The organism is Dietzia sp. 2505 (genome assembly GCF_040546785.1).
Classification (GTDB): Bacteria; Actinomycetota; Actinomycetes; order Mycobacteriales; family Mycobacteriaceae; genus Dietzia.
In genome coordinates this window covers 144,866-167,785 of the sequence record NZ_JBEPON010000007.1, presented here as the reverse complement: position 1 = coordinate 167,785, position 22,920 = coordinate 144,866, and the positions used below count along the sequence as shown (strand labels likewise).

At 70.3% G+C, this 22,920-nt stretch carries 24 protein-coding genes; 12 read left to right on the top strand and 12 right to left on the bottom strand.

Annotated features, from left to right (window positions below):
- The first annotated feature begins 9 nt into the window (after nucleotides 1-9).
- The gene (locus ABIE38_RS14145) at nucleotides 10-795 is read left to right on the top strand and encodes a phosphatase PAP2 family protein (RefSeq protein ID WP_354057321.1); all 786 of its coding nucleotides are present in this window, start codon (nucleotides 10-12) and stop codon (nucleotides 793-795) included.
- Nucleotides 795-1,313, top strand: a complete 519-nt coding sequence (locus ABIE38_RS14140) for an O-acetyl-ADP-ribose deacetylase (protein ID WP_354057319.1) — start codon at nucleotides 795-797, stop codon at nucleotides 1,311-1,313. The genes ABIE38_RS14145 and ABIE38_RS14140 overlap by 1 nt, the downstream gene beginning before the upstream one ends.
- Before the next feature lie 645 nt (nucleotides 1,314-1,958).
- Here the strand turns inward: ABIE38_RS14140 and htpG are convergent.
- The gene (gene htpG / locus ABIE38_RS14135; protein ID WP_354057317.1) at nucleotides 1,959-3,962 is read right to left on the bottom strand and encodes a molecular chaperone HtpG; all 2,004 of its coding nucleotides are present in this window, start codon (nucleotides 3,960-3,962) and stop codon (nucleotides 1,959-1,961) included.
- Between the two features lie 133 nt (nucleotides 3,963-4,095).
- Here htpG and ABIE38_RS14130 point away from each other — a divergent pair, with 133 nt between their 5' ends.
- The 3 genes from ABIE38_RS14130 to ABIE38_RS14120 all read left to right on the top strand — a co-directional run bounded on the left by ABIE38_RS14130 (nucleotide 4,096) and on the right by ABIE38_RS14120 (nucleotide 6,091).
- Complete coding sequence (locus ABIE38_RS14130; RefSeq protein WP_354057315.1) at nucleotides 4,096-4,701, top strand: maleylpyruvate isomerase N-terminal domain-containing protein; 606 nt, start codon at nucleotides 4,096-4,098, stop codon at nucleotides 4,699-4,701.
- Between the two features lie 124 nt (nucleotides 4,702-4,825).
- Complete coding sequence (locus ABIE38_RS14125; protein WP_354057313.1) at nucleotides 4,826-5,254, top strand: VOC family protein; 429 nt, start codon at nucleotides 4,826-4,828, stop codon at nucleotides 5,252-5,254.
- Nucleotides 5,255-5,314: 60 nt separating this feature from the next.
- Nucleotides 5,315-6,091 (top strand): SDR family NAD(P)-dependent oxidoreductase, encoded by a 777-nt coding sequence (locus tag ABIE38_RS14120; protein WP_354057311.1) that lies wholly within the window; start codon nucleotides 5,315-5,317, stop codon nucleotides 6,089-6,091.
- A 117-nt stretch (nucleotides 6,092-6,208) separates the two neighbouring features.
- On the opposite strand, the gene ABIE38_RS14115 is transcribed toward ABIE38_RS14120, so the two are convergent.
- From ABIE38_RS14115 to ABIE38_RS14100, 4 genes are all read right to left on the bottom strand, one after another.
- Nucleotides 6,209-7,039 carry an amino acid ABC transporter permease gene (locus tag ABIE38_RS14115; RefSeq protein ID WP_179523725.1) on the bottom strand — a complete coding sequence of 277 codons (831 nt, stop codon included), beginning with the start codon at nucleotides 7,037-7,039 and terminating at the stop codon, nucleotides 6,209-6,211.
- Nucleotides 7,036-7,698, bottom strand: a complete 663-nt coding sequence (locus ABIE38_RS14110) for an amino acid ABC transporter permease (protein WP_354057309.1) — start codon at nucleotides 7,696-7,698, stop codon at nucleotides 7,036-7,038. Before ABIE38_RS14110 ends, ABIE38_RS14115 begins: the two co-directional genes overlap by 4 nt.
- Nucleotides 7,699-7,776: 78 nt before the next feature.
- On the bottom strand, nucleotides 7,777-8,592 hold the full coding sequence (locus ABIE38_RS14105) for a glutamate ABC transporter substrate-binding protein (protein ID WP_354057307.1): 816 nt from the start codon (nucleotides 8,590-8,592) through the stop codon (nucleotides 7,777-7,779).
- Nucleotides 8,593-8,687: 95 nt separating this feature from the next.
- Nucleotides 8,688-9,422: an amino acid ABC transporter ATP-binding protein gene (locus ABIE38_RS14100; RefSeq protein WP_354057306.1), complete on the bottom strand. Its 735-nt coding sequence runs from the start codon at nucleotides 9,420-9,422 to the stop codon at nucleotides 8,688-8,690.
- Nucleotides 9,423-9,517: 95 nt separating this feature from the next.
- Between ABIE38_RS14100 and ABIE38_RS14095 the strand changes: the two genes are divergently transcribed.
- Together ABIE38_RS14095 and ABIE38_RS14090 are read left to right on the top strand one after the other, a co-directional pair.
- On the top strand, nucleotides 9,518-10,756 hold the full coding sequence (locus ABIE38_RS14095; RefSeq protein WP_354057304.1) for a fatty acid desaturase family protein: 1,239 nt from the start codon (nucleotides 9,518-9,520) through the stop codon (nucleotides 10,754-10,756).
- A gap of 2 nt (nucleotides 10,757-10,758) precedes the next feature.
- Nucleotides 10,759-11,229: a hypothetical protein gene (locus tag ABIE38_RS14090; RefSeq protein ID WP_354057302.1), complete on the top strand. Its 471-nt coding sequence runs from the start codon at nucleotides 10,759-10,761 to the stop codon at nucleotides 11,227-11,229.
- Nucleotides 11,230-11,250: 21 nt separating this feature from the next.
- Here ABIE38_RS14090 and ABIE38_RS14085 read toward each other — a convergent pair whose 3' ends face one another.
- From ABIE38_RS14085 to ABIE38_RS14075, 3 genes are all read right to left on the bottom strand, one after another.
- Nucleotides 11,251-11,529 carry a WhiB family transcriptional regulator gene (locus tag ABIE38_RS14085; RefSeq protein ID WP_354057300.1) on the bottom strand — a complete coding sequence of 93 codons (279 nt, stop codon included), beginning with the start codon at nucleotides 11,527-11,529 and terminating at the stop codon, nucleotides 11,251-11,253.
- 212 nt (nucleotides 11,530-11,741) lie between these two features.
- The gene (locus tag ABIE38_RS14080) at nucleotides 11,742-12,731 is read right to left on the bottom strand and encodes a glycosyltransferase (protein WP_354057298.1); all 990 of its coding nucleotides are present in this window, start codon (nucleotides 12,729-12,731) and stop codon (nucleotides 11,742-11,744) included.
- A 41-nt stretch (nucleotides 12,732-12,772) separates the two neighbouring features.
- The gene (locus tag ABIE38_RS14075; RefSeq protein WP_354057296.1) at nucleotides 12,773-13,333 is read right to left on the bottom strand and encodes a type 1 glutamine amidotransferase domain-containing protein; all 561 of its coding nucleotides are present in this window, start codon (nucleotides 13,331-13,333) and stop codon (nucleotides 12,773-12,775) included.
- Nucleotides 13,334-13,416: 83 nt separating this feature from the next.
- On the opposite strand from ABIE38_RS14075, the gene ABIE38_RS14070 reads away from it, so the two are divergent.
- Complete coding sequence (locus tag ABIE38_RS14070) at nucleotides 13,417-14,145, top strand: LmeA family phospholipid-binding protein (protein ID WP_354057294.1); 729 nt, start codon at nucleotides 13,417-13,419, stop codon at nucleotides 14,143-14,145.
- Here ABIE38_RS14070 and ABIE38_RS14065 read toward each other — a convergent pair.
- Nucleotides 14,132-15,745 (bottom strand): adenylate/guanylate cyclase domain-containing protein, encoded by a 1,614-nt coding sequence (locus ABIE38_RS14065; protein ID WP_354057292.1) that lies wholly within the window; start codon nucleotides 15,743-15,745, stop codon nucleotides 14,132-14,134. The genes ABIE38_RS14070 and ABIE38_RS14065 overlap by 14 nt on opposite strands.
- A 231-nt stretch (nucleotides 15,746-15,976) precedes the next feature.
- On the opposite strand from ABIE38_RS14065, the gene ABIE38_RS14060 reads away from it, so the two are divergent.
- Entirely contained in the window at nucleotides 15,977-17,548 is a 1,572-nt protein-coding gene (locus ABIE38_RS14060; protein WP_354057290.1) for a DEAD/DEAH box helicase, read from the top strand.
- Nucleotides 17,549-17,579: 31 nt separating this feature from the next.
- Here the strand turns inward: ABIE38_RS14060 and ABIE38_RS14055 are convergent, their stop codons facing one another.
- From ABIE38_RS14055 to ABIE38_RS14045, 3 genes are all read right to left on the bottom strand, one after another.
- Nucleotides 17,580-18,410 (bottom strand): thioesterase family protein, encoded by an 831-nt coding sequence (locus ABIE38_RS14055; protein WP_354057288.1) that lies wholly within the window; start codon nucleotides 18,408-18,410, stop codon nucleotides 17,580-17,582.
- A 22-nt stretch (nucleotides 18,411-18,432) separates the two neighbouring features.
- Entirely contained in the window at nucleotides 18,433-19,641 is a 1,209-nt protein-coding gene (locus ABIE38_RS14050) for a fatty acid desaturase family protein (RefSeq protein ID WP_354057286.1), read from the bottom strand.
- Between the two features lie 92 nt (nucleotides 19,642-19,733).
- Entirely contained in the window at nucleotides 19,734-20,735 is a 1,002-nt protein-coding gene (locus ABIE38_RS14045) for an LLM class flavin-dependent oxidoreductase (protein WP_354057284.1), read from the bottom strand.
- Nucleotides 20,736-20,805: 70 nt separating this feature from the next.
- On the opposite strand from ABIE38_RS14045, the gene thiM reads away from it, so the two are divergent.
- From thiM to ABIE38_RS14030, 3 genes are all read left to right on the top strand, one after another.
- Complete coding sequence (gene thiM / locus ABIE38_RS14040; protein ID WP_354057282.1) at nucleotides 20,806-21,654, top strand: hydroxyethylthiazole kinase; 849 nt, start codon at nucleotides 20,806-20,808, stop codon at nucleotides 21,652-21,654.
- Complete coding sequence (thiE, locus tag ABIE38_RS14035) at nucleotides 21,651-22,397, top strand: thiamine phosphate synthase (RefSeq protein ID WP_354057280.1); 747 nt, start codon at nucleotides 21,651-21,653, stop codon at nucleotides 22,395-22,397. Before thiM ends, thiE begins: the two co-directional genes overlap by 4 nt.
- Before the next feature lie 150 nt (nucleotides 22,398-22,547).
- The gene (locus ABIE38_RS14030) at nucleotides 22,548-22,913 is read left to right on the top strand and encodes a VOC family protein (protein WP_354057279.1); all 366 of its coding nucleotides are present in this window, start codon (nucleotides 22,548-22,550) and stop codon (nucleotides 22,911-22,913) included.
- Nucleotides 22,914-22,920: the final 7 nt, after the last annotated feature.

Here is a 22,920-nt window from a genome sequence, read left to right as displayed (position 1 = left end):
GGTGTGGGCATGTCGCGAACGACGACCTCCCGCCGCAGCCGGACCCTGTCCGCGGCGAAGGACGTCCTCCGGCCACTGTCACCCTCGGACGGGGTCCTGGGCAGCATCATCGACAGGGGCCAGGTCCCCCTGCCGCGCGGGACCTGGGCGATATTCGGCGTCGCGTTCGCCGGGTTCGCCCTCCCGGTCATAGGGTTCGTCGAACTGGCCGAGCGGATCAGCTCCGGCGCCAAGCTGCCCTTCGACCGGCCCGTCATGCTGTGGTTGCGCAGGCGACACACCCCACGCAACACACGGATCGTCCGGGCGGTCACCGAACTCGGCGGGGTCACCGCCGTCCCGGTGTTCGCCCTGGCCACCTCCGGCTACCTGGCCTACGTGCGGGGCAGCCGCCGACCGGCCGCGCTGCTCACGGTGTCCCTGGTCGGGTCCACCATCATCAACTCGGTCCTCAAACTGATGTACCGGCGGGACCGCCCCACCTTCTTCACCCACATCGTCGAGGAGAAGAGCTACTCGTTCCCCAGTGGGCACGCCATGGCGAGCGCGGCGCTCGCCGGCTGCGCCTGCGTGCTCGCGTGGCCCACCGGGTGGCGCTACCCGGTGATCGCCGCATCCAGCGCCTACGTCCCCGCGGTCGGCGTGACCCGCATGTACCTCGGCGTGCACTTCCCCAGCGACGTCCTCGCCGGCTGGTGTGTGAGCCTTGCCTGGGTGGGCGAGGTGGCCACGATCATGTGGCTCGTCGACCGCCTCGACTACTCCCCTCCGCTGGTCTCGCGTCCGGAGTCGTGATGGGCACCCACACCCGGATCGCCCTGCACCACGGGGACATCACCCGACTGCCGGCGGACGCGGTGGTCAACGCGGCCAACTCCTCGCTGCTGGGTGGTGGCGGCGTCGACGGGGCGATCCACCGCTCGGGCGGGCCGGAGATCCTGCGGGAGTGCCGGGAGCTGCGGGCCACCCGCCTGCCTGACGGCCTCCCCACCGGGCAGGCGGTCGCGACCGGGGCCGGCGAGCTGCCCGCCAGATGGGTGATCCACACCGTCGGGCCGGTGCACGGTCGCACGCCGGACGGGGAGCGGCGGCTGGCCGAGTGCTACCGCAACTCTCTCGCCGTGGCCGACGAACTCGGGGCGCTCACCGTGGCGTTCCCACTCATCTCCGCCGGCGCCTACGGGTGGCCACGCGAGGAGGCCATCCATACCGCCCTGGACAGCATCGCCACCACCCCGACCACGATCGAGACCGCGACGCTCGTCCTGTTCGACGCCGCCACCCTGCGCCTGGCCCGGTCCCTTGTCGACTGAGGCGGCCTCGCGAACCGGACCGGGGCCGTCGACCGACGCGACCGCCGGCCCGGCGGTGTTCCTGACCGAGCTCTTCGCCCCGTGGGTGGTGCTCACAGTCGGCTCCCTCCACCTGGGCCACCGGGTGGGCTCGACCGGCTGGGGAGCGGCGACCGCAGCGGGGCTGGGGGTCGTACCCCAGGCGGCGATCGCCTGGCGGGTGCGACGCAAGGCCCTGTCCGATCACCACGTCACCCGGAGGGAGGACCGCCCGCTGGTGATCGCCGGTATCGCCGCGTCGGTGGCCACCCTGATGGTGGCCCAACGTCGCCGCGAGGCGCCTGTCGAATTGCAGCGGATGACCCGGGCGGCGCTCGTGGCTCTGGGCGTGGCCGGCGCCGCCACCACCCGGGTCAAGGTCTCGTTCCACACCGCCGTCCTGTCCGGTGTGGTCTCGGTGCTGGCCCGTCAGATCTCACCCGGCTACTGGCGGCTTCTCGTTCTGGTGCCACCCGTGGCGTGGGCACGGGTCCGGATCAGCCACCACACCCCGGTGGAGACCGGGCTGGGCGTCCTGATCGGGGTGCCCTGCGGCTACTGGGGCGGAGGCGGGATCGCCGCCCCACGGGACAGGGTGCCCGCGGGGCGGCGAGGGGACGGTCGGCGTCAGATCCGGTCGACCAGCAGCTTGGCGAAGGCGGCGGGGTCGGCGAGCGTGCCCCCCTCGGCCAGGACGGCCGCGCCCGAGAGCAACCGCGCCGTGTCGGCGAGGCCCGGGGCGGACGGGTCCTCGGAGTACTGAGAGCGCAGCCGCTCGACCAGCGGATGCGAGGGGTTGAGCTCCAGGATCCTCTTGCTCGCGGGCAACTCCATGCCTGAGGCCCGGTACATCGCCTCGAGCTGCGGGGTCATGTCGAACTCGTCGCCCACCATGCAGGCCGCGGACTCGGTGAGCCGCTGCGACAGCCGCACCTGCTTGACCTCGTCGGACAGCTCCTCTCCCAACCACTTGAGTAGGCCGGTGAACTCCGCGGAGTCCGCCTGGTCCTTCTCCTCCTCGACGGGGGAGCCGATACCGGACAGGTCCACGTCACCCTTGGCCACCGAACGCAGGCGCTTGCCGTCCACCTCGCCGACCGCGTCCACCCACACCTCGTCGACCGGGTCGGTGAGCACCAACACCTCGACGCCCCGCGCCCGGAAGGCCTCCAGATGCGGGGAGTTCTCCACCGCCGCGCGGGACGTGCCGGTGAGGTAGTAGATCTCCTCCTGCCCCTCGGCCATGCGGGAGACGTACTCGGCGATGGTGGTGCCCACCTCGTCGTCGTCGCCCCCGGTGGCATCGTCGGAGACTGCGCGAGTGGATGCGAAGGTGCTCACGGCGAGAAGCTGGTCGCGGGCGTCGACGTCGGAGATCAGGCCCTCCTTGAGGACCGCTCCGAAGTTCTTCCAGAACGAGCGGAACTCCTCCGGACGGTCGGTCCGGATCTGCTCGATCGTCTGCAGAACCCGCTTGACCAGGCGCTTGCGGATCGCCCGGATCTGGCGGTCCTGCTGCAGGATCTCCCGCGACACGTTGAGCGAGAGGTCCTGTGCGTCGACGATGCCCTTGACGAAGCGCAGGAACGGAGGCACCAGCTCCTCGCAGTCGTCCATGATGAACACTCTGCGGACGTAGAGCTGGACGCCGCGCTTGGTATCCGGGGAGAAGAGGTCGAACGGCACCTGCGTGGGCAGGAAGAGCAGGGCCTGGTACTCGAACGTCCCCTCGGCCTTGAGGGTGATGGTCTCCAGCGGCTCGTCCCAGGCGTGGGAGACGTGACGGTAGAACTCCGAGTACTCCTCGTCGGTGACCTCGGAGCGGGGCCGCGTCCACAGCGCCTTCTGGGAGTTGAGGGTGACGGTCTCGGTGAGGGTGTTCTCGGCAGCGGGGTCGTTCCCCTCGTCGTCGTCCCCCGTCGGTTCCGGTGCCGGCCTCTCGACCTCCATCCGGATCGGCCAGGCGATGAAGTCGGAGTAGGTGCGCACGACCCGGCGCAGGGTGGACTCCGCGGCGTAGTCGGGCAGCGCCGCATCCCCGCCGGCGGGCTTGAGCTGCAGGATCACCGAGGTGCCTTGGGGGGCGTCCGGCGCCTCCTCGATCGTGTAGGTGCCCTCGCCTCCCGACGTCCAGCGCGTGCCGGTGGTCTCGCCGGCCTTGCGGGTGACCAGCGTGACCTCGTCGGCGACCATGAACGTGGAGTAGAAGCCGATGCCGAACTGGCCGATGAGATCAGCGGTCACCTGCTCGCTGGCCTCGCCCGACTCCTGAGCCGCCCGCGCCGCGGCGAGGGCCTCGCGCATCTGGCCGGTGCCCGACTTGGCGAGCGTGCCGATGAGGTCCACCACCTCGTCCCGGGACATCCCGATGCCGTTGTCGCGGATCGTCAGCGTCCGCGCCTGCTCGTCGGGGATCAACTCGATGTGCAGGTCCGAGGTGTCGACCCCCAACGAGGAATCCTGGAGCGCGGCCAGCCGCACCTTGTCCAGGGCGTCAGAGGAGTTGGAGATGACCTCTCGGAGGAAGGTGTCCGGATTGGAGTAGATCGAGTGGATCATCAGATCCAGCAGCTGCCGGGTCTCTGCCTGGAACTCCCGGGTCTCGGCTGCGCCGGAGGTCTGCGGGCTCATGGTGGCGAGGGTTCCTCTCTCTGGGATGGGCGGGCGCGCCCCGTGCGGGCACCCCGGCGGACTGATCATGACGTGCTGTTCACGACGACACGATCAACCTACTGTGGGGTCCGGACATTCCGGAGGAGCCCCCGTGACCGAGAACCCGCTGCCCCACGACCACCTGACCGTCCTCGACGCCGCCACCGAACTGTTCGGGCGGGCGCTCGCCAACGGTCTCGAGGGCGACTGCGGGTCGTGTCCCGGATGGAGTCGCCGGGACTGCGCCAATCACGTCCTCGGAGGCGGCCTGCGGTATGCGGCCTACTTCCCGCACCTGCCGGAGTCGGAGATCGGCTGGACGCGGACGGCGGACCATGCCGGCGACGACCCCGCCGGGGCTCTGTCCCGTACCTCCGCAGGGCTTCGTGAGCGGTTGGCCTCGGCCCCCGACGCCGATGAGCTGGTCGCCCATCGACTCGCCGAGATCCCCGTCCGAGACCTGCTGGCGCTGCGGGTCTTCGAACTCGTCGTGCACGCCCATGACCTACGGCCGGAATCATGGGACTCCGAGGAGGCCGAAGCGCTCGCGGGCTGGGTGCTCGAGAACGGGCGTGACGTGGTGGAGCTCATGCGCACCTTCGGGGTGCTGGCCCCGGCGCGCTCCGTGGGGCCCGATGCGGACGCGCGTGCCGGGCTGCTCGCGCTGGCGGGCCGCGACCCCGGTTGGCGGACACGGTCACCCACGACGGGGACCTAGTCACCCCGGTCGGCGAGCGGAGGTCACGTGTTTTCCCGTGACTGCGGCTGGCGACCGGACTAGCGTCGATCATGCGGAGAACGCCTCAGGCACGGGCCGGGGCGCGCAGGCGAGAGGATCCGCGATGGCCATGCAGTCCAGCCCCTACATCTCCTTCCCGGGTAACGCCTCCGAGGCGTTCCCGTACTACCGCGACCTCTTCGGCGGTCGCCTCGAGCTGATGACCTACGACGAGATGCCGCCGATGGAGGGCTTCCCGGGGACCCCGCCGCCCGGATCGGTCGCGCACGCGACGCTGGAGGCCCCGGGCATCACCCTGACCGGCGGCGACGCCATGGGCGAGGACCTGCCCCGGCTCGCCAACGACGTCTACTCGTTCCTCCTCGCCTTCGACACCACCGACGAGGCCCGCACCTTCATCGCGGCCGTCGCCGACGGCGGGGGCGAGTTGGCGATGCCGTTCGAGGTGGCTCCCTGGGGCGACCACTACGGTCAGGTCCGGGACCGGTTCGGCATCCGCTGGGACGTGGTGGTCGACGGTTCGGCCGGGTGATTTCCGGCTGACCGCCCCGTGACACCCGTATCGATCACCTCCGCTTGTTACGGTTCAGCCATGGATATCTCCGGAGCAAGTGCAATCGTCACGGGCGGTGCGTCGGGAATCGGCGCCGCCGTCGTCCGTCAGCTCGCCGCGCAGGGTGCGAAGGTGGTCGTCGCCGACCTCAACGCCGAGAAGGGCGAGGCCCTCGCGGGCGAGGTCGGCGGGGTGTTCGTGGCCGTCGACGTGACCAAGACCGAGGACAACATCAAGGCCGTCGAGGCCGCGCTCGAGCTGGGCCCGCTGCGGTACCTGGTCAACTCGGCCGGCATCGGCTGGGCGCAGCGCACGATCGGCCGGGACGGCGAGTTCGCCTCGGCCTTCGACATCGACTCGTTCCGCAAGGTCATCGACATCAACCTCATCGGCTCGTTCGACATGCTCCGACTGGCCGCCACGGCCATGTCCCGCGGCGAGGCCGACGACGACGGCCAGAAGGGCGCGATCGTCAACATGGCCTCCGTCGCCGCGTTCGACGGGCAGATCGGGCAGGCCGCGTACTCCGCCTCCAAGGGCGGCATCGTGGGCCTGACCCTGCCCGTGGCCCGTGACCTCTCGGCCGCCGGGATACGCCTCAACACCGTCGCACCCGGCCTCATCGACACCCCGATCTACGGCGAGGGCCCCGATTCGGAGGCGTTCAAGGCCAAGCTGGGCGAGAGCGTCCTGTTCCCCAAGCGTCTCGGCTCGGGCGACGAACTGGCGTCGATGGTCATGGAGCTGCTCACCAACCCGTACATGAACGCGCAGACCGTGCGCGTCGACGGTGGCATCCGGATGCCACCGAAGTGAGCTGACACCGCCGGTCTCCCACGAGGCCACCACAGCGGTTTAGGGCCCCGCCGGATCGGTATCCGGCGGGGCCCTCCGGCGTAACCGGGTCCTGTTGGGCAGCACGCCCGCCGGTGGTCAGGCCCTGGCGCGGCGCTTCTTCAGACGCCCCTCGAGGTAGACGGCGAGCTTGGTGAGCGTGTAGTTGATGATCACGAAGAGGATGCCGGCCACGATGTACGCGGGAACGGTGTTGGCGTAGGCGGAGCCGAGGGTCTTGGACCAGTTGAGCAGCTCCAGGTAGGTGATGCCGTACCCCAGTGCGGAGTCCTTGAGGACGACGACGAGTTGGCCGACCAGCGCCGGGAGCATGGCCGTGAGCGCCTGGGGGAGCTGGATCGAGCGCAGCACCTGCCCCGGGGTGAGCCCCACCGCGAGTCCCGCCTCGGTCTGCCCCGAGGGCAGACCGTGGACTCCCGAACGGACGAGCTCCGCGATGACGGCACCGTTGTAGAGGGTGAGCGCGGTGACCACCGCGGCCAGCGGCGCGTGCTGGTTGGGCACGATGTTCGAGGTGGCGAAGTACCCGAAGTAGGCGAACACCATCATCAGCAGTACGGGGACCGAGCGGAAGAACTCCACGATCACGCTGCAGAACCACCGCAGTGGGGCGAACGGCGAGAGCCGGCCCATGCCGAAGAGCAGCCCGAAGATCACCGCGAGGACGATCGAGATGGCTGCCGCGGTGAACGTCCCCTTGAGACCGGGGATCAGGTAGGAGGTCCACACCTCCGGATCGGTGACGAACGGCTCCCACATGAACGCCTGCAGCTGGCCGGCGGCCTCGAACTGGATGTAGACCACGTAGGCGATGCCGACGGCGATCAGGGCACCGATCACCGTGAAGATCTTGTGGCGGAGGCGGGCCTTGGGGCCCGGGGCGTCGAACAGGACGGCCTGGGTGCTCATCGCTTCACCGACAGCTTCCGTGAGAGAGAGGTGGTCCAGAGCCCGATCGGCAGGGTGAGGATCACGAATACCATCGCGAAGAAGAAGAACGTCGGCAGGCTCGCCCCCTCGTTCTCGGTGATCACCTGGAGCAGACCGGCCGATTCACCGACGCCGATCACCGCGGCGACCGTGGAGTTCTTGACGAGCGCGATGATCACCGAGCCCATGGGGGCGATGGAACCGCGGAACGCCTGCGGGAGGATCACCTCCCGCAGGGACTGCCCGAACCCGAGCCCGATGGACCGGGCCGCCTCGGCCTGGCCCACCGGGACCGTGTTGACGCCGGAACGCAGGGCCTCGCAGACATACGCCGCGTGGTAGACGGCGAGCATGATCGCGGCCCACCAGAAGGCGTTGCGGGCGAAGTCGTCCGAGACGGACAGCTGGAGGATGAAGGACAGGCCGAGGATGCTGAACACCATCAACAGCGTCAGCGGCAGGTTCCGGAAGATGTTGACGTAGGAGGTGCCGAGTCCCCGGAGGACGGCCACCGGGGAGACCCGCAGGATCGCGACGATCGTCCCCAGCACCAACGCGCCCGCCGTCCCGAGGAGCGAGAGCTGAATGGTGACCCACACCGCCCCGAGGACGTCATAATCGGCGAAGATATCGCCCATGGTCCACCTTCCGTCATGAGGTGTGGAGGGCCTCCGCGCCACCGTTCACCGGTGGCGCGGAGGTGGTTTCTGGTCAGGTCAGGCGCACGCGGCCGGGTTGGGCGGGTTACCCTCGCCCGGCTCGAAGCCTGCCGCTCCGAGGTTCTCCTCGACGGCCGCGTCCCAGCTGCCGTCGGAGATCATCTCGCGGATGGCCTCGTTGATCTGCTCGCACTTCTCCGTGTCGCCCTTCTGGATGCCGATCCCGTAGAGCTCCTCGGAGAAGGGCGCGCCGACCACCTTGAGTTGGCCCTGGTACTGGTCCTGAGCGGCGTAGCCCGCGAGGATCGTGTCATCCGTGGTGAGTGCGTCGACCGCGTTGGACACCAGCGCCGAGACGCACTCGGAGTAGGTGCCGAACTCCTGGAGGTTGACCCCCGGGACCTCTTCCTGCACGTTCTGGGCCGAGGTCGACCCGGAGACCGAACACAGACGCTTGCCGTCGAGTGACTCCGGCCCGGTGATGCTGTCGTCGTCCGCGCGTACCAGCAGGTCCTGGCCGGCGATGAAGTACGGTCCGGCGAAGTCCACCTTCTCCTTGCGGGAGTCGGTGATCGAGTAGGTGGCCACGATCATGTCCACCTGCCCGGTCTCGAGGAGTGTCTCGCGCTGTGCGCTCGGCGCCTGGACCCACTCGATGTCCTCGGCGGGGGTGCCGAGCTTCTCGGCCACGTACGTGGCCACGGCGACGTCGAGCCCGGTGTAGTCGTTGCCCTCCTTCAACCCCAGGCCCGGCTGGTCGAACTTGATGCCGATCCGGAGCTGGTTCTCGCCACCGTCATCGTTCCCGCACGCGGCCAGGCCGAGAGCCAGGGTGACCGCCGCTGCGGCCGATCCGATCCGTCGGAAGTTCATGTGTTCTCCTCGTGAGATGGGTGGGTCGAGATCTGGGGAAAATGACTCTGGAACGGGGGGCCCGATTCGGGGGTGGTGCCCGGGCCCGGGCTGACTCAGTTGGTCAGGATCTTGGACAGGAAGTCCTTCGCACGCGCGCTCTGCGGGTTGGTGAAGAAATCCTCAGGGGTGGCCTGTTCGACCAGGTCCCCGTCGGCCATGAAGATGACGCGGTCGGCGGCCTTCCGGGCGAAGCCCATCTCGTGGGTGACCACGACCATGGTCATGCCGGACCTCGCCAGCCCGGTCATCACGTCGAGGACCTCGTTGATCATCTCCGGGTCCAGGGCAGAGGTGGGCTCGTCGAAGAGCATGACCTTGGGGTCCATCGCGAGGGACCGCGCGATGGCGACGCGCTGCTGTTGACCACCCGAGAGCTGGGCCGGGTACTTGGACGCCTGGTGCTCGACACCCACCCGCTGCAGCAGTTCCATCGCCCGCTTCTCCGCGACGGCCTTGGACTGTTTCCGCACCTTGATGGGGCCGAGGGTGACGTTCTCGAGGATCGTCTTGTGCGCGAACAGGTTGAACGACTGGAAGACCATGCCGACGTCCGCACGGAGCCTGGCGAGCGCCTTGCCCTCCTCGGGCAGCTCCTTGCCGTCAATGGTGATCGAGCCCGACTCGAAGGTCTCGAGCCTGTTGATCGCCCTGCACAGCGTCGACTTGCCCGAACCCGAGGGGCCGATCACGACGATGACCTCGCCCTGATCGATGGACATGGTGATGTCCTTGAGCGCCTGGAAGTCACCGAAGTGCTTGTTCACGCCTGAGATTTCGACGAGTGCCATCAGAGGATCATAGGCGCCTGAGCGTCGATCGAGCATCAACACGGCGGAACGTCAGACCGGTCGACATATTGCAAATCGCTCCGTACCTTCTCTACATGGCGATATCAGATGTGAAGGAATACGCCCATCTCTCCGATGAGGACGTGGAGGCCATCGGCGCCGAACTCGAGGCGATCCGACAGGAGATCGTCGAGTCTCTCGGCGATGCCGACCGCCGGTACGTCCAGAACACCATCAGACTCCAACGCGGACTCGTGGCCGGCGCCCGCGGCGTCCTGCTTTTCTCCGGATACCGCCCGGCCTGGGTGCTGGGCACCGGGATGCTGGCCGCGGGCAAGATCATCGAGAACATGGAGCTCGGCCACAACGTCATGCACGGGCAGTGGGACTGGATGAACGACCCGGTCATCCATTCCAGCACGTGGGAGTGGGACATCGTGGGGACCTCCGAACATTGGAAGGCCACCCACAACTACCACCATCACAAGTACACCAACATCGTGGGGATGGACGACGACGTGGGGTACGGCGTCGTCCGGGTGACGAGGGACCAGCCGTGGCACCCCGCGTTCTCTCTCAACCTGGTCTGGAACACGATGCTCGCGTTCGCGTTCCAGTGGGGCGTGGGGGTCCAGCACCTCGAGATCGCTCCCGGGACCATCAACGCCTCGGGGTGGCCGGAGCAGAAGCGACGCATCGGCCAGTTCGTCCGGAAGGCCCGGCGTCAGGTGGGCAAGGACTACGTGTGGTTCCCGTTGCTCTCCGGCCCCAATTGGAAGTCCACGATGGCGGCCAACGCCACCGCGAACGTCATCCGCAACCTGTGGTCCAACGCGGTGATCTTCTGCGGCCACTTCCCGGACGGCGCGGACAAGTTCACCCTGGAGGACCTCGACCAGGAGACGCAGGCCCAGTGGTACCTCCGTCAGATGCTCGGCTCGGCCAACTTCACCGGCAGCAAGCTCACCCACTTCATGTCGGGCAACCTGTCGTTCCAGATCGAGCACCATCTCTTCCCGACCATCCCGTCCAACCGGTACATGGAGCTCTCCGAGAAGGTCCAGGACGTGTGCCGACGGTGGGACCTGCCCTACACGACCGGTCCGCTGTACAAGCAGTACTGGCAGTCCTGGCGCACGATCGCCAAGCTCTCCCTGCCCGACCGCTTCCTCAAGGGCACTCCTGACGACGCCCCGGAGACGAGATCCGAGCGGATGTTCGAGGGAGAGCCGCGGACGTACCCGGACCACGACGGTCCGCGGTCCGGCCTGGTCACCGCTCTGAAGCACCGGACCGGCCCGAAGCAGCTCCGGCGTCTGACCCGCGCGGTCTGACGGTGGCGGACGACGGCGCCGCGGTCGGCGACCGGACCCCGAGTGTCGACGAGAAGCATCGCAGACCACCCGGCGCGACCGATGCCGAGGTGGAGGCCGCGGGCACGGCCACCGAGGCACTGGAGTACGTCGAGCGGGCCCGTGGCCACCTCTACGACCTGCACCAGCTGATCGGGCGCGCGGACATCCTCTACCAACAGGCCGCAGACCAGCTGGAGGCGGTCGGCCGCACCGAGCTCGCGAAAAAGATCCGGACCGAGATGGTCGGGGTGAACGTCCTCCACGGACGGTGGACGTTCCAGATGGTCGAGGAGTTCGACGACGGGTTCTGGACCACGGCCCGCGAGGTCAGCAAGGCTGTTTGCGACGAGGTCACCGGCGGGCGTCGCCACGTCTACGAGGCCGAACTCAAAGAGCGGAACCGGTCCGCGGGCACCACTGGCCATGAGGCGACCCCGCGGGAGGCTCGCTAGCCCCCGCGGGGTGGGCCGGTGTCAGCCCGTCCGGTGCCGGCCCGCCATGGCGTGTCGTTCGGACTCGGTCGTCCCACCCCAGACCCCGTACAGTTCCTTCGATTCCATGGCGAACTGCCTGCAGGGGTCGAACACCGGGCAGCCCTGGCAGACTTCCTTGGCCTTCTCCTCCTTGCGGCGGCGCTCCCCCTTGGATTCGTCGTCTGCGCTGTAGAACAGGTCTTCGAGGTCGATGCAGGCGGCGTCATCCCGCCACGACCAGAACTCGGCCGTCGGTTCGAGGTTTCTGTATCGGGGCACGGCATCTCCTTTCCGCGAGACTGAAGTGCCCTGCCATGAGCCCTGGTAGTTCAGAACGCGGACCTTCATCCTGTCAGCCGACAGGGATACGTCAAACGGAAACAGGCCTACCAAGGCGCGCCTAACTACTTGAGAACGCCTCTGTCCCGTGCTTTGTCAGCAGCTTTCTCACGCAAGTGAAAATTCGGAAATGCGGCGGGGGTTGTGTGTGGTCACCTGACGAATCCCGTCGTGGCGGCCCGGATCACCTCGGCGGCGCGGGACGCCGCTCCGTCGACACCCCACCACGATCTGATCCCGGCCGCCTCCCCGTTGCGGACGCGGTCGACCTGTTCCGTGACCGCCCGGGCGACCGCCGTCGGGCCGTTGCCGTAGCGCATCACGGAGGCCCCCGGGATCCCGTCGAGGGCCTCGGCCGTGGCGTCCTGCTCCCCGTACGGGCGGCGGCCCGGGACCACCACCAGTGGGACGTCGGCGCAGGCCGCGTCGGCCACGGACGCCTGACCGGCCCCGGTCACCACCACATCGGCGGAGCACAGCTCCGGCCAGGGGTCCTCGTGCCACGCTCCGTCCGGGCCACCGAGCTCCAGCCACTCGATCCCCCCGAGGTCGCGAGCCGTGCCCCTGACCGCCCGCCAGAACCTGTGGTCGCCCCCCGTCCCGGAGCCGTTCAGATGGACCACCAGGGGCCGGCGGCGACGATCCCGAGGTTCACGGTCCCGTCTTTCGAAACGGGACACGCCCCCGATCTCCGCCACCGGACCCTCGGTCCGCCTCAGGGTGGCCTGGTGTGCCCCCGGTGGCCACGCCCCAATCAATCGCTCCGCCGCGCGGACCCGCAGCAGGTGGGGCTCGTCCTCCCTCACCCCGGGCGGCAGGGTGCTCACCATCGGGATTCCGGTCATCCGCGCGGCCAGTGACATGGCGGGAGACGAATCAACCCAGAACGCACGGGGTCGCGCCTGGTCCATCCAGGCGACGGCGGCGCGGCGGGCGGAGATGGTGAGTTCCCCGGCCGCCTCCTCGTCGTCGGTGGCGGACGGTAGGTGGACGACCCGGGCCCCCGGGGGGAGGAGCGCGTCGTCGAACTGTCCTGCGATCAGGACCGTCACGTCAAGACCCCGCTCCCGCAGGGCGCCCATCACGGGGAGCACGCGGTGGAGATGACCCCGCCCACGGTTGTGGACGTAGATGCCGATCATCTCCCACCCCCCTCCGCCGCGCCCGATCGGTCTCCGGTGCCCTAGTCCACTCCGCGGATCGCTCCCAGCACGGCGTCGCAGAAGGCCGGGAGGTCGTCCGGGTTGCGGCTGGTGAACACGCCGTCCGAGCTGACCAGCTCCTCGTCCACCCACTCGGCACCGGCGTTGACCAGGTCCGTGCGCAGGCTGGGGTAGGAGGTGACGCGGCGCCCGCGGACGACCTCGGCCTCGATCAGGACCCACGGCGCGTGGCAGATGGCCAGGACGGGCTTGCCCGCCTCGACCATCTCGCGGACGAGGGTCACCGCGTGCTGGTCCTGACGCAGGGCATCCGGGTTGGCGACGCCACCCGGCAGGACCAGGACGTCGACGTCGGCGGCGGTCACGTCGGCGCTCGTCCGGTCGACCGCCTGGGTGCCGGCCGGGGTGAGGTGGTCGACCAGGTCGACCTCGCCGTCGGATGTGCTGACCAGGAGCGCCGTGTGACCGGCCTCGGTCACGGCCCCCCACGGCTCGGTCAGCTCGACCCGTTCGATCCCCTCGCCGGCCACGAGGAATACGACGGTTCTGGTGTCAGTGCGTGCGTCCTGGGTCTCGGTCATAGCCTGATCGTGGGCCCGGACCCCCCAGGCCCGCAACCGGACCGCCGGTGGCCCCCGGCCCGACGGTCCGGCACGATACGTGGATGCGACGACGAGACCCGATCGACCGACGAGGACGGCGCGACCGCCGGCGAGGCGGCTGCGGCTGCTCCCTGCTCGTGCTGCTGCTCCTGGTGCTTGGGCTTGCCGTGGCCGCCGAGTTCGGCGCCCGGTGGTACCTGGCGGATCGGGCGGAGCGCGAGGCGTCGGCGAGACTCGGGGCCCCGGTGTCGGTGGGGTTCGGACCCACTCCGATCCTCTGGGATCTGGCCACCACGCGGGCCGTCGACACGGTCCGGATGACCTCCCCCGGTGACGCAGGCGTGCCCCGGATCGACGTGACCGGCTACTCGGTCAGGATGGTGGACGGTGCGATCCTGGCCGCGTCGGCGGACGGCACCGCGACGCTCAGCGGTGACCAGCTCGCCGCGGCGGCTGCGGAGGGGAACCCGGCCGGTGACTCCCCTGTGGCCGGCTTGACCGAGGTCCGTTCCGTGCGCCCGGACGCGCAGGCCGGTCTGCTGCGCGCGGACATCGGCGGGATCGCCGAGATCGGGGTGGCCCCGGGCGTCTCCGGCGGCCGACTCACCCTGACCCCGGAGCAGACCGAGCTGATCGGCATCCCCCTGCCGGACGGGTTGTTCTCCGGCATCACGGGCACCGTCGACTCGACGGTCGCCTCCCTGCCCGAGGGGGTGTCGATCCACGGCGCCCGCGTGGTGCCCGACGGCCTCGAGGTCGCGCTCGTCGGCACGGACGTCACGCTGAGATAGCGCCACCTCCGTGGTCCGCCGGCTGATCCCCGGTCCCGGCGTCGACCGGCACGCACAGCTCCGTCGCGTCGGAACGGCCCCGGACCACCTCCGACCCGACCCGGTTCCATCGGGCGGCCTCGGCGCCGCCCGCCGAGGAGACCGCGGTGCCGGAGGCCAGGACGAGACCGGGCCGGTTCTTGGCCAGCTCGCAGAGCCGGGACGCCTCGTTGACCGCGTCGCCGATGACCGTGTACTCGAGACGGTCGTCCGCGCCGACGTAGCCTGCGACGACGCCACCGTAGGAGGCCCCGATCCCGGCCCGGCAGCCCGGCACCCGGGCCGGCAGCCGCTCGCCGAGCACCCGGGCGCAGGCCAGGGCCGCGGACGCCGGGTCGTCCATCGGCCGGGGCGCGCCGAACACCACGAGCGCGGCGTCGCCGAGGAAGCTGTCCACGACGCCGTGATACTCCTCGACGGTCTCCACGACCACCCGGAAGAACCGGTTGAGGACGTCGACGACCTCCGACGCCTCGGACCGCACCGCCATCTCCGTGGACCCGATGATGTCGACGAAGACGACGCCGACGTGGGAGGCGCTCCCGCCCAGTTCGGGGTCCCGCTCCTCGGCCGCCTCCGCGACGTCGCGACCCACGTGGCGGCCGAACAGATCCCGGAGCCGTTCGCGCTCCTGGAGCCCGGCCGCCATACGGTTGAACCCGCGCTGGAGCTCGCCGAGTTCGGTGCCGTCGTAGACCACCACCCGCCGGGAGAGCGTGCCGTCCGTGACGTCCTCCATGGCCCAGCGGAGACTGCGTAGCGGTCCGAGCACCGACCCGGTGGCCAGGGAGACGAGCAGGAATCCGGCGAGGAGCGAGGTGGCGCCGAGCACGATCACGATGACGGCGAGTCGTTCCAGCGACAGGGCGCGGCCCGCCAACGTGTAGATCGCCACGATGATCAGTCCCGCGATCGGCACCCCGCTGCCGACGGCCCAGGCCACACGGAGCCGCGTCATCGCGCCCAGGAACCGCGCTCGGGGGGCCGGACCGCCGGCCAGGGCGACGGCGGCCACGGGACGGAGTCCGAAGTCCGCGAAGAGGAACGCCACGCCACAGACGACCATGCCGGAGAAGACGATCGTGAACCCGACCGACGGGATAGCCTCCGGGTCGATCACCCCGAAGGCGGGCGTGATGACGGCTGCGCCCAGCAACCAGAGGAAGGCCTGGATCAGGGTCATCCGTCCGGGCAACCGGAGGGTCCTCACCCGCTCCCGGTCCGTGGGTTCGCGGCCGTCGAGGAACCACCGGACACGCCGGTAGACGACGCCCCGAACCCAGATCGTGCCGATGACCGTCGCCAGGAACACATACCCCGGGACCACGATCGCGGTGGGGACGATGAACTCCCGGGACGGGAGTGTGGGGCCCGGCAGCACGAAGAGGATCAGCACCGCGGCGACGGCGACGCCGACGAGGTTGGACGCCAGCAACGTCAGGAGCAGCAGGACCCGGACCCGTAGGGTGCGCAGGCGCGCCGACTCCGTCTCCCGCCCGAGCAGCACCGAACCCAGTTCCGGGCGCCGCAGCAGGGACAGGTCGAATCGCACGGTCAACATCGTGCCATCTGCGGGCCCGGAAGTGACGACCTCGTCACACTCGGGGCGGGAACAGTGGCCGAGGGCCCGGCGGGGCGTAGGGTGGGCGAGTCGGCCCGCACCACTCTTGCCTCGGGCCGAATCGGATGTCGACCTCCCGTGGTCGCGCACCGGGCGCGTCGCCTCCGAGCGACGCGGAAACCCAGGAGCGCGCCGGGCAAGACGCCCCATCTATGTACGGAGATTCCTCCCTTGTCACGTTCCTTCGCCGATCTCGGCGTTCCTTCATCCCTGCTCGACGTCCTCACGGGCGTCGGCATCGTCACCCCCACCCCCATCCAGTCGGCCACGCTGCCCGACGCGATGTCCGGACGCGACGTCCTGGGCCGCGGCCGCACCGGCTCCGGCAAGACCTACGCGTTCTGCCTCCCGCTGGTCACCCGCCTCGCCGCCTCGGCGCCCGCCGGCGGCCGGCGTAAGCGCAACTCCCCGCGTGGGCTGATCCTCGCCCCCACCCGCGAACTCGCCCGTCAGATCGACGAGACGCTCGCGCCGCTGGCCAGGGCGATGGGCCTCAAGACCACCGTCATCTTCGGCGGCGTCTCACAGGGTCGCCAGGTCAGCGCGCTCGACCAGGGCGTCGACATCGTGGTGGCCTGCCCGGGCCGGCTCGAGGACCTCATGGGGCAGAAGCACTGCCGCATGGACTCGATCGAGGTCAGCGTCCTCGACGAGGCCGACCACATGGCCGACCTGGGCTTCCTCCCGGGGGTCACCCGGATCCTGGCGGCCACGCCCGCGGGCGCGCAGCGGCTGCTGTTCTCCGCGACCCTGGACCAGGGTGTCGACAAGCTGGTCAAGAAGTTCCTCGACAACCCGGTCGTGCACGAGGTCGACGACGGCTCCGCCACCCCCGGCGCGACCGCGCACCACGTCTTCCACGTCGACCCGGACGACCGCGTCCGCGCACTGGCGGACCTCGCCGGGGTGAACGAGCGGACCGTCATGTTCACCCGCACCAAGCACGGAGCCAAGCGTCTGGCCAAACAGCTCTCCGGGCGCGGCGTGACCAGCGTGGACCTGCACGGCAACCTGTCGCAGAACGCGCGTGTCCGCAACCTCGACGCGTTCTCCTCCGGCCAGGCGAGCGTGCTCGTGGCCACCGACATCGCCGCACGCGGCATCCACGTCGACGACGTGGGGCTGGTCGTCCACGCCGATCCGCCCGCCGAGCACAAGGCGTACGTGCACCGCTCGGGTCGGACCGCCCGCGCGGGTGCCGTCGGCACCGTGGTCACCGTGGCCACCTCCGACCAGGTCCGCGAGGTGCGCTCCCTGCTGCGGTCGGCCGGCGTGACGGCGGGCGAGATCGTGCTCCCCGTGGGCGCCAACGCCGCCACGGCGCTGGCCGACGCCCCCGAGCCCCCCGCACACGTCCCCGGGGACGACGCCCCCGCGGGCCGCCCGAGCCAGGGCCAGTCCCGCCAGAGCCAGAACCGGCAGCGGCAGGGCCGCGCCCAGGGCGGGCAGGGTCAAAGCCGCCAGGGGCAGAACCGCGACGGCGGGGAGCGCGGAGGCCGCGGTCAGGAATCCGGTGCGGACGGCACCCGTCGCCGTCCCCGTCGTCCCCAGAGCGCCGGCGCCCAGGGTTCCGGTGGCCACGGTTCCCCCCGTCAGGGTTCCGGGGGCCAGGGTTCGGCACGCCAGGGTTCCGCACGCCAGGGTGCCGGTGGCCAGCGTTCGGCCGCCACCCACACGATCGCCCAGAGCGCGGGCCAGCCGCGTGGCGGCGATCGCCGCAGGGCCAGCCGCGCCGCCGGCTGAGTCCCGCCGCTGCCCGATCAGCCGCCTGCTGTCACCCGAACACGGTGATGGTCTGGCGGCTGATCGCCGTCAGTGCCCCGTCCGGCCGCCACATCATGGCGTGGGTGTGCGCGTACCCGTCGCGGGACGCATCGGTGGTCGCCTCGTAGGCGAACACCGCCTCCGGCGGGATCGTGTCGGGACCGATCTCCGCCACGAGTTCGAGCGTCCAGGTCAGGCTGCTGGCGGGCGCGAACCCGGACAGCATCTGGATGGTCGCGGGCGGCCACGCGTCCGCGAGCACCAGCAGGTGCTCCTCGTGGAACTCTTCCGGGGCCTCGCGAAGCTGCGCCCAGCCCGAGAGGTCTCCGGTCTCGGCTCCACTGAACGGTAGGGCGCCGCCGACCTGCCTCAGCGCGAGGAAGCGGTAGAACTCCGGGGTCATCTTCTCGATGTAGGGGAACGGCTCGATCGTCCCGGGTTCCGGCAACTCCGGCATGGGATGCCTCGGGGGCACGACGATGGTGGACTCGCGGTGCTTGCCGAACGCCGCCAGGGCTGTGGCGACGATCTTCCCGTCCTGCCGCAGGGTGGCCTGGCCCTGCGTGACGTTCTTCCCGACCCGGAGGATCTCCGCGTGGACCTCGACCGCGCCCGTCGTGGCGGGACCGACGAACGACACGGTGAACGACCTCAACGGATGCGGAGACCCGGACGGGTCTCCGGGAGCGTCTCCGGCGGCGTCCCTCAGGCGCCCCTTGATCGAGGCGAGGAGCAGGGCCCCGGTCAGGCCACCGTAGATCGCGCGGCCCTGCGTCCAACCGTCCGTGACCTCGACGGTCCCGCCCCGCGAGGCGGACTCCAGCATGTTCTTCAGCGACATGCCGGACAGTCTGCCAAAGCGGTCAGTGGACCAGCTGGGGGCGCCCCTTCTGGCGGATCGCCGCAAGGGCGGTCGCCAGGCCGGGCATCTGCGGCAACCGGTCGAACATCTTCTCGCTGCGGGTCTCCGCCGCGTCGTCGGCGGTCCGGTGCAGGTACTTGTCGGGCAGGGAGAGCCGGGCGATGGTGCGCCACGACTGCAGGTACTGCTTCCACAGCGGCCCGCTCACGTACGGCAGGTCGTACCGCTCGCACAGGTCGCGGACCCGCAGCGAGATCTCCGAGTACCGGTTGGACGGCAGGTCGGGGAACATGTGGTGCTCGATCTGGAACGACAGGTTGCCCGACATGAGGTTCATGACGGGGCCGCCGTCGAGGTTGGCGCTGCCGAGCATCTGGCGCAGGTACCACTCGGCCTGCGTCTCGGTCTTGACGTCTTTGGGGGTGAACTTCTCCGCCCCGTCCGGGAAGTGGCCGCAGAAGATCACCGCGTTGGTCCAGATGTTGCGGATGATATTCGCGGTGATGGTGGCGGTGAGCGCCTGCCGGCCGGACGGCCCCGCGAGCACGGGGAACAGGACGTAGTCCTTGAGGACCTGCTTGCCCGCCTTCCGCAGGAACGCCTTGGCGGTGCGCCGGTCGGCGGGCGTGGCACCGGAGCCCGGGAACGCGTCCTGGAACCGGACGTGCTGCAGACCGATCCCCCATTCGAACCCCAGCATCAACACGGTGTTGATCAGGAGGTTGGCGGAGTACCTGGGCTCCCACGGCACGTCACGCGTGACCCGCAGGACGCCGAACCCCACGTCGTCGTCCAGCCCGACGATGTTGGTGAACTTGTGGTGCAGGTAGTTGTGGGTGTGCTTCCAGTCGGCGGAGCTGCCGACCAGGTCCCACTCCCACGTGGTCGAGTGGATCTCCGGATCGTTCATCCAGTCCCACTGTCCGTGCAGGACGTTGTGCCCGATCTCCATGTTCTCGAGGATCTTGGCCACGGCCAGAGCTCCCGTCCCGAGCGCCCAGGCGGTGCGGTTCCGCGCGCCGAGATACAGGACGGCACGGGCTCCCAGCTCGATCCCCCGCTGCAACCGGATCACGCTGTGGATGTAGCGGTAGTCCCGCTCCCCGCGCGAGGCGATGACGTCGGCCCTGATCGCGTCGAGTTCCCGCCCCAGCTCGTCGATCTGCTCGGGAGAGAGGTGCGCGTACTCGCCTACATCAGAAATGGCCATGGATCAACTCTAGGCCTGCCGTGAACCCACGGCTACCCGTGAGTAGGAACGTGCTGTGAATACGTGACCAACGGCACTCGGCCACCGGCACCTCAGTCACTCCAGGCCCGGCGCACCACTTCCAAGGTGCCGTGGATCCGCTCTCGGGTCGACCCCACGGGGGCGATCATCAGCTCGTCCGCGCCCGCGCGCTCGGCGAAGTCGCGCAGGTAGTCGCGCACCTCGGGGCCGTCACCCACGGCGGTGTAGGTGATCATGTGCAGGATCTGGCGACCGGCGGCCGACTCCATCACCATGTCCAGTTCCTCGTCCGAGAAGTGGCGCCCGCGTCCGGCCATGAGTTTGACGCGCTGGCGGCGGTACCAGTGCAGTTCGCGGGCCGCGCGCCCGGTGTCGTCGTCGGCCACCACGTTGACCGCGGCGATCATGTACGGCTCGGCCAGCTGGTCGCTGGGCTCGAACCGGTCGCGGTAGACCGCGGAGGCCTGTTCGAGCGCGTCGGGGGCGAAGTGGGAGGCGAACGCGTACGGCAGACCGAACTTCGCGGCGAGCTGTGCGCCGAACAACGAGGATCCGAGGATGTAGAGGGGGACCCTGGTGCCCCGGCCCGGGGTCGCGGTGATCCCGCGGGTGCGGGCGAGGTCCGACGGGGAGTCCCCCAGGAAGGCCTGTAGCTCTCGCACGTCGTCGGGGAAGCGCTCGGCGGCCGACGGCTCGCGACGCAGGGCCCGGAAGGTCTGCGGGTCGGTACCGGGCGCGCGGCCCAGCCCCAGATCGATCCGGTCCGGGTGCAGCTCGGCGAGCGTGCCGAACTGCTCCGCGATCACGAGCGGCGAATGGTTCGGCAGCATCACCCCACCGGAGCCCAGGCGGATCCGCTCGGTCTGCGAGGCGATGTGCGCCATGAGCACCGCCGGCGCGGAGGAGGCGATGGACCCCATGTTGTGGTGCTCGGAGTACCAGACCCGCTCGTAGTCCAGCTCCTCCGCCCTGCGCGCCAAGGCCACCGAGTCCTGCAGCGCCTCGCCGACGGACTGGCCGGGGCGGACGGAGGCGAAGTCGATCACGGACAGGGGCATCGGGGAGGGGGTCATGACGGGTCCAACCGACGCCCCGCGGGGCCTATTCCGTCCCTGGTCCGCCCGGGGGCGGCACACTGGGAGTATGTCCGCACCCGGCTCCGGTTCCAGCTCCGTCGACATCGTCCACCTGGTCTCGGAGATGCGCCGGGCCGAACCGCTCGTGCACTGCCTGACCAACTCGGTGGTCCGCCAGGTCACGGCCGACGTGCTGCTGGCCGCCGGCGCGGCTCCCGCGATGGTCGACCACCCCGAGGAGGCCGCCGACTTCGCGGCGGTCGCCTCCGGCGTACTGGTCAACGTGGGCAACCCGACCGCCGAACAGGTGGAGGGCATGCACGCCGCGATCGGCTCGGCGCGGGAGCACGGCACACCGTGGGTGCTCGATCCGGTGGCGGTGGGCGGTCTGACACTGCGCACCGGGCTCGCCACCGGCTGGCTCGACCACATCCCCGCGGCGATCCGGGCCAACGCCTCGGAGATCGTCGCGCTGGCCGGCACCGGGACCGGGGGGCGGGGCGTGGACTCGACACACGACGTCGCGGCCGCGCTGCCGTCGGCGCTGATGCTCGCCGAGCGCACCGGGGGTGTGGTCGCGGTGACGGGTGCGCAGGACGTCGTCGTCACCAATTCCGGCGGGCTGACGGTCGCCACCTGGATCACCTCGGGGCACCCGCTGTTGCAGAAGGTGATCGGCACCGGCTGCGCGCTCGGGGCGCTGACGGCCGCGTACCTGGGCGCGGCCCGGGCCGCCGGCCTCCCCGACCACGACGCGGTGGTGGCCGCCCACGCGCACGTCGGCGCGGCGGGGACGGCAGCGGGGCGCGTCGCCGCGGGCCCGGGCCTGTTCGCGGTGGCGTGGCTGGACGCGCTGTACACGCTCACGCCCGAGGAGATCGCGGACTCGGTCACGCTCCTCGACGCCACGCCGTGACCCACCCGGCCCCCGGGCGCCGCGCCTCCGCCCCGGGCGGGGGCGGCGGCCGGCGCGGGGGCGGCGGCCGGTGCGGCCCGGTCGACTGGCGGTTGTACCTGGTCACCGATCCCCACCTCGGGGGCGGCCGCGACGTGGTGCCCCGGATCGTCCACGACGCGGTGCTCGGCGGGGTGGGGGTCGTCCAGGTCCGCGACAAGGAGTGCGACGACGACGAGTTCGCCGCCCGCGCCGCAGCCGTGGCCGACGCCGCCCGACGGGCCGGGGCCCGGGTGGGCCGCGACGTGCCGGTGTTCGTCAACGACCGCCTGGACCTGGCGCGAGAGCTGGGGCTGCACCTGCACGTCGGACAGCGGGACGTGCCGTTCGGGCGGGCCCGCGCCGAACTCCCGGGGCATCTGATGCTGGGCCTGTCGATCGAGTCCGATGAGCAGCTCGACGTCGCACTGGCCGGCCCCGGGCCCGCACCGGACGTGATCGGGGTGAGCCCGGTCTGGTCCACCGCCACCAAGACCGACACCGCTGCGGAGCTCGGCCCCGGGGGTGCCGACCGCATCGCCCGCGCGGCCCACCGGGCGGGCGTCCCGGCGGTGGGCATCGGGGGGATCACCGCTGCCAACGTCGATCTGCTCTCCGGCACCGCCCTGGACGGCGTGTGCGCGGTGTCGGCGGTGATGGGGGCTCCCGATCCACGCGCCGCCGCCGCCGAGCTCCTCGGGCGATGGGCCCGGGCCCGCCGCTGACCCGGCGGGGATTCTCATCGCGCTCACGACGGGAAAGGTCGTGCTCACCGCGGAGTTCGAGCGAGATCACCGCCGTGTGAACGACCAGAATTCGGCGGGGCCGGGCGGATGCAGGGTGGAGGCGGGGCGGAGGTCCGTATTCTTCTCCGCATGCAGGATCAGACTCCCCCGGCGTCCACTCCACTCGAGATCACGATGGTCGAGTTCCCCAGCTCGTCTATGCCGGCGACCGCCGACTTCCTCTCGACCGTGTGTGGCTGGACGCCCACCGTCTACGGGACGTCCTACACCGACCTCACCGGCGGAGGGATCGAGGTGGGGATCCAGGGTGACGACGACGAGCAGTCGCCGGCACCGCTGATGGTGATCCGGGTCGCCGACCTGACGGAGGCACGTGGACGGGTCGAGGCCGCGGGCGGCGTGGTGACCCTCGAGCCCTTCTCCTTCCCCGGCGGCCGACGGTTCCATTTCCGCGAGCCCGGCGGGAACGAGATGGCCATGTGGGTGCCCGAGTAGCAACCGA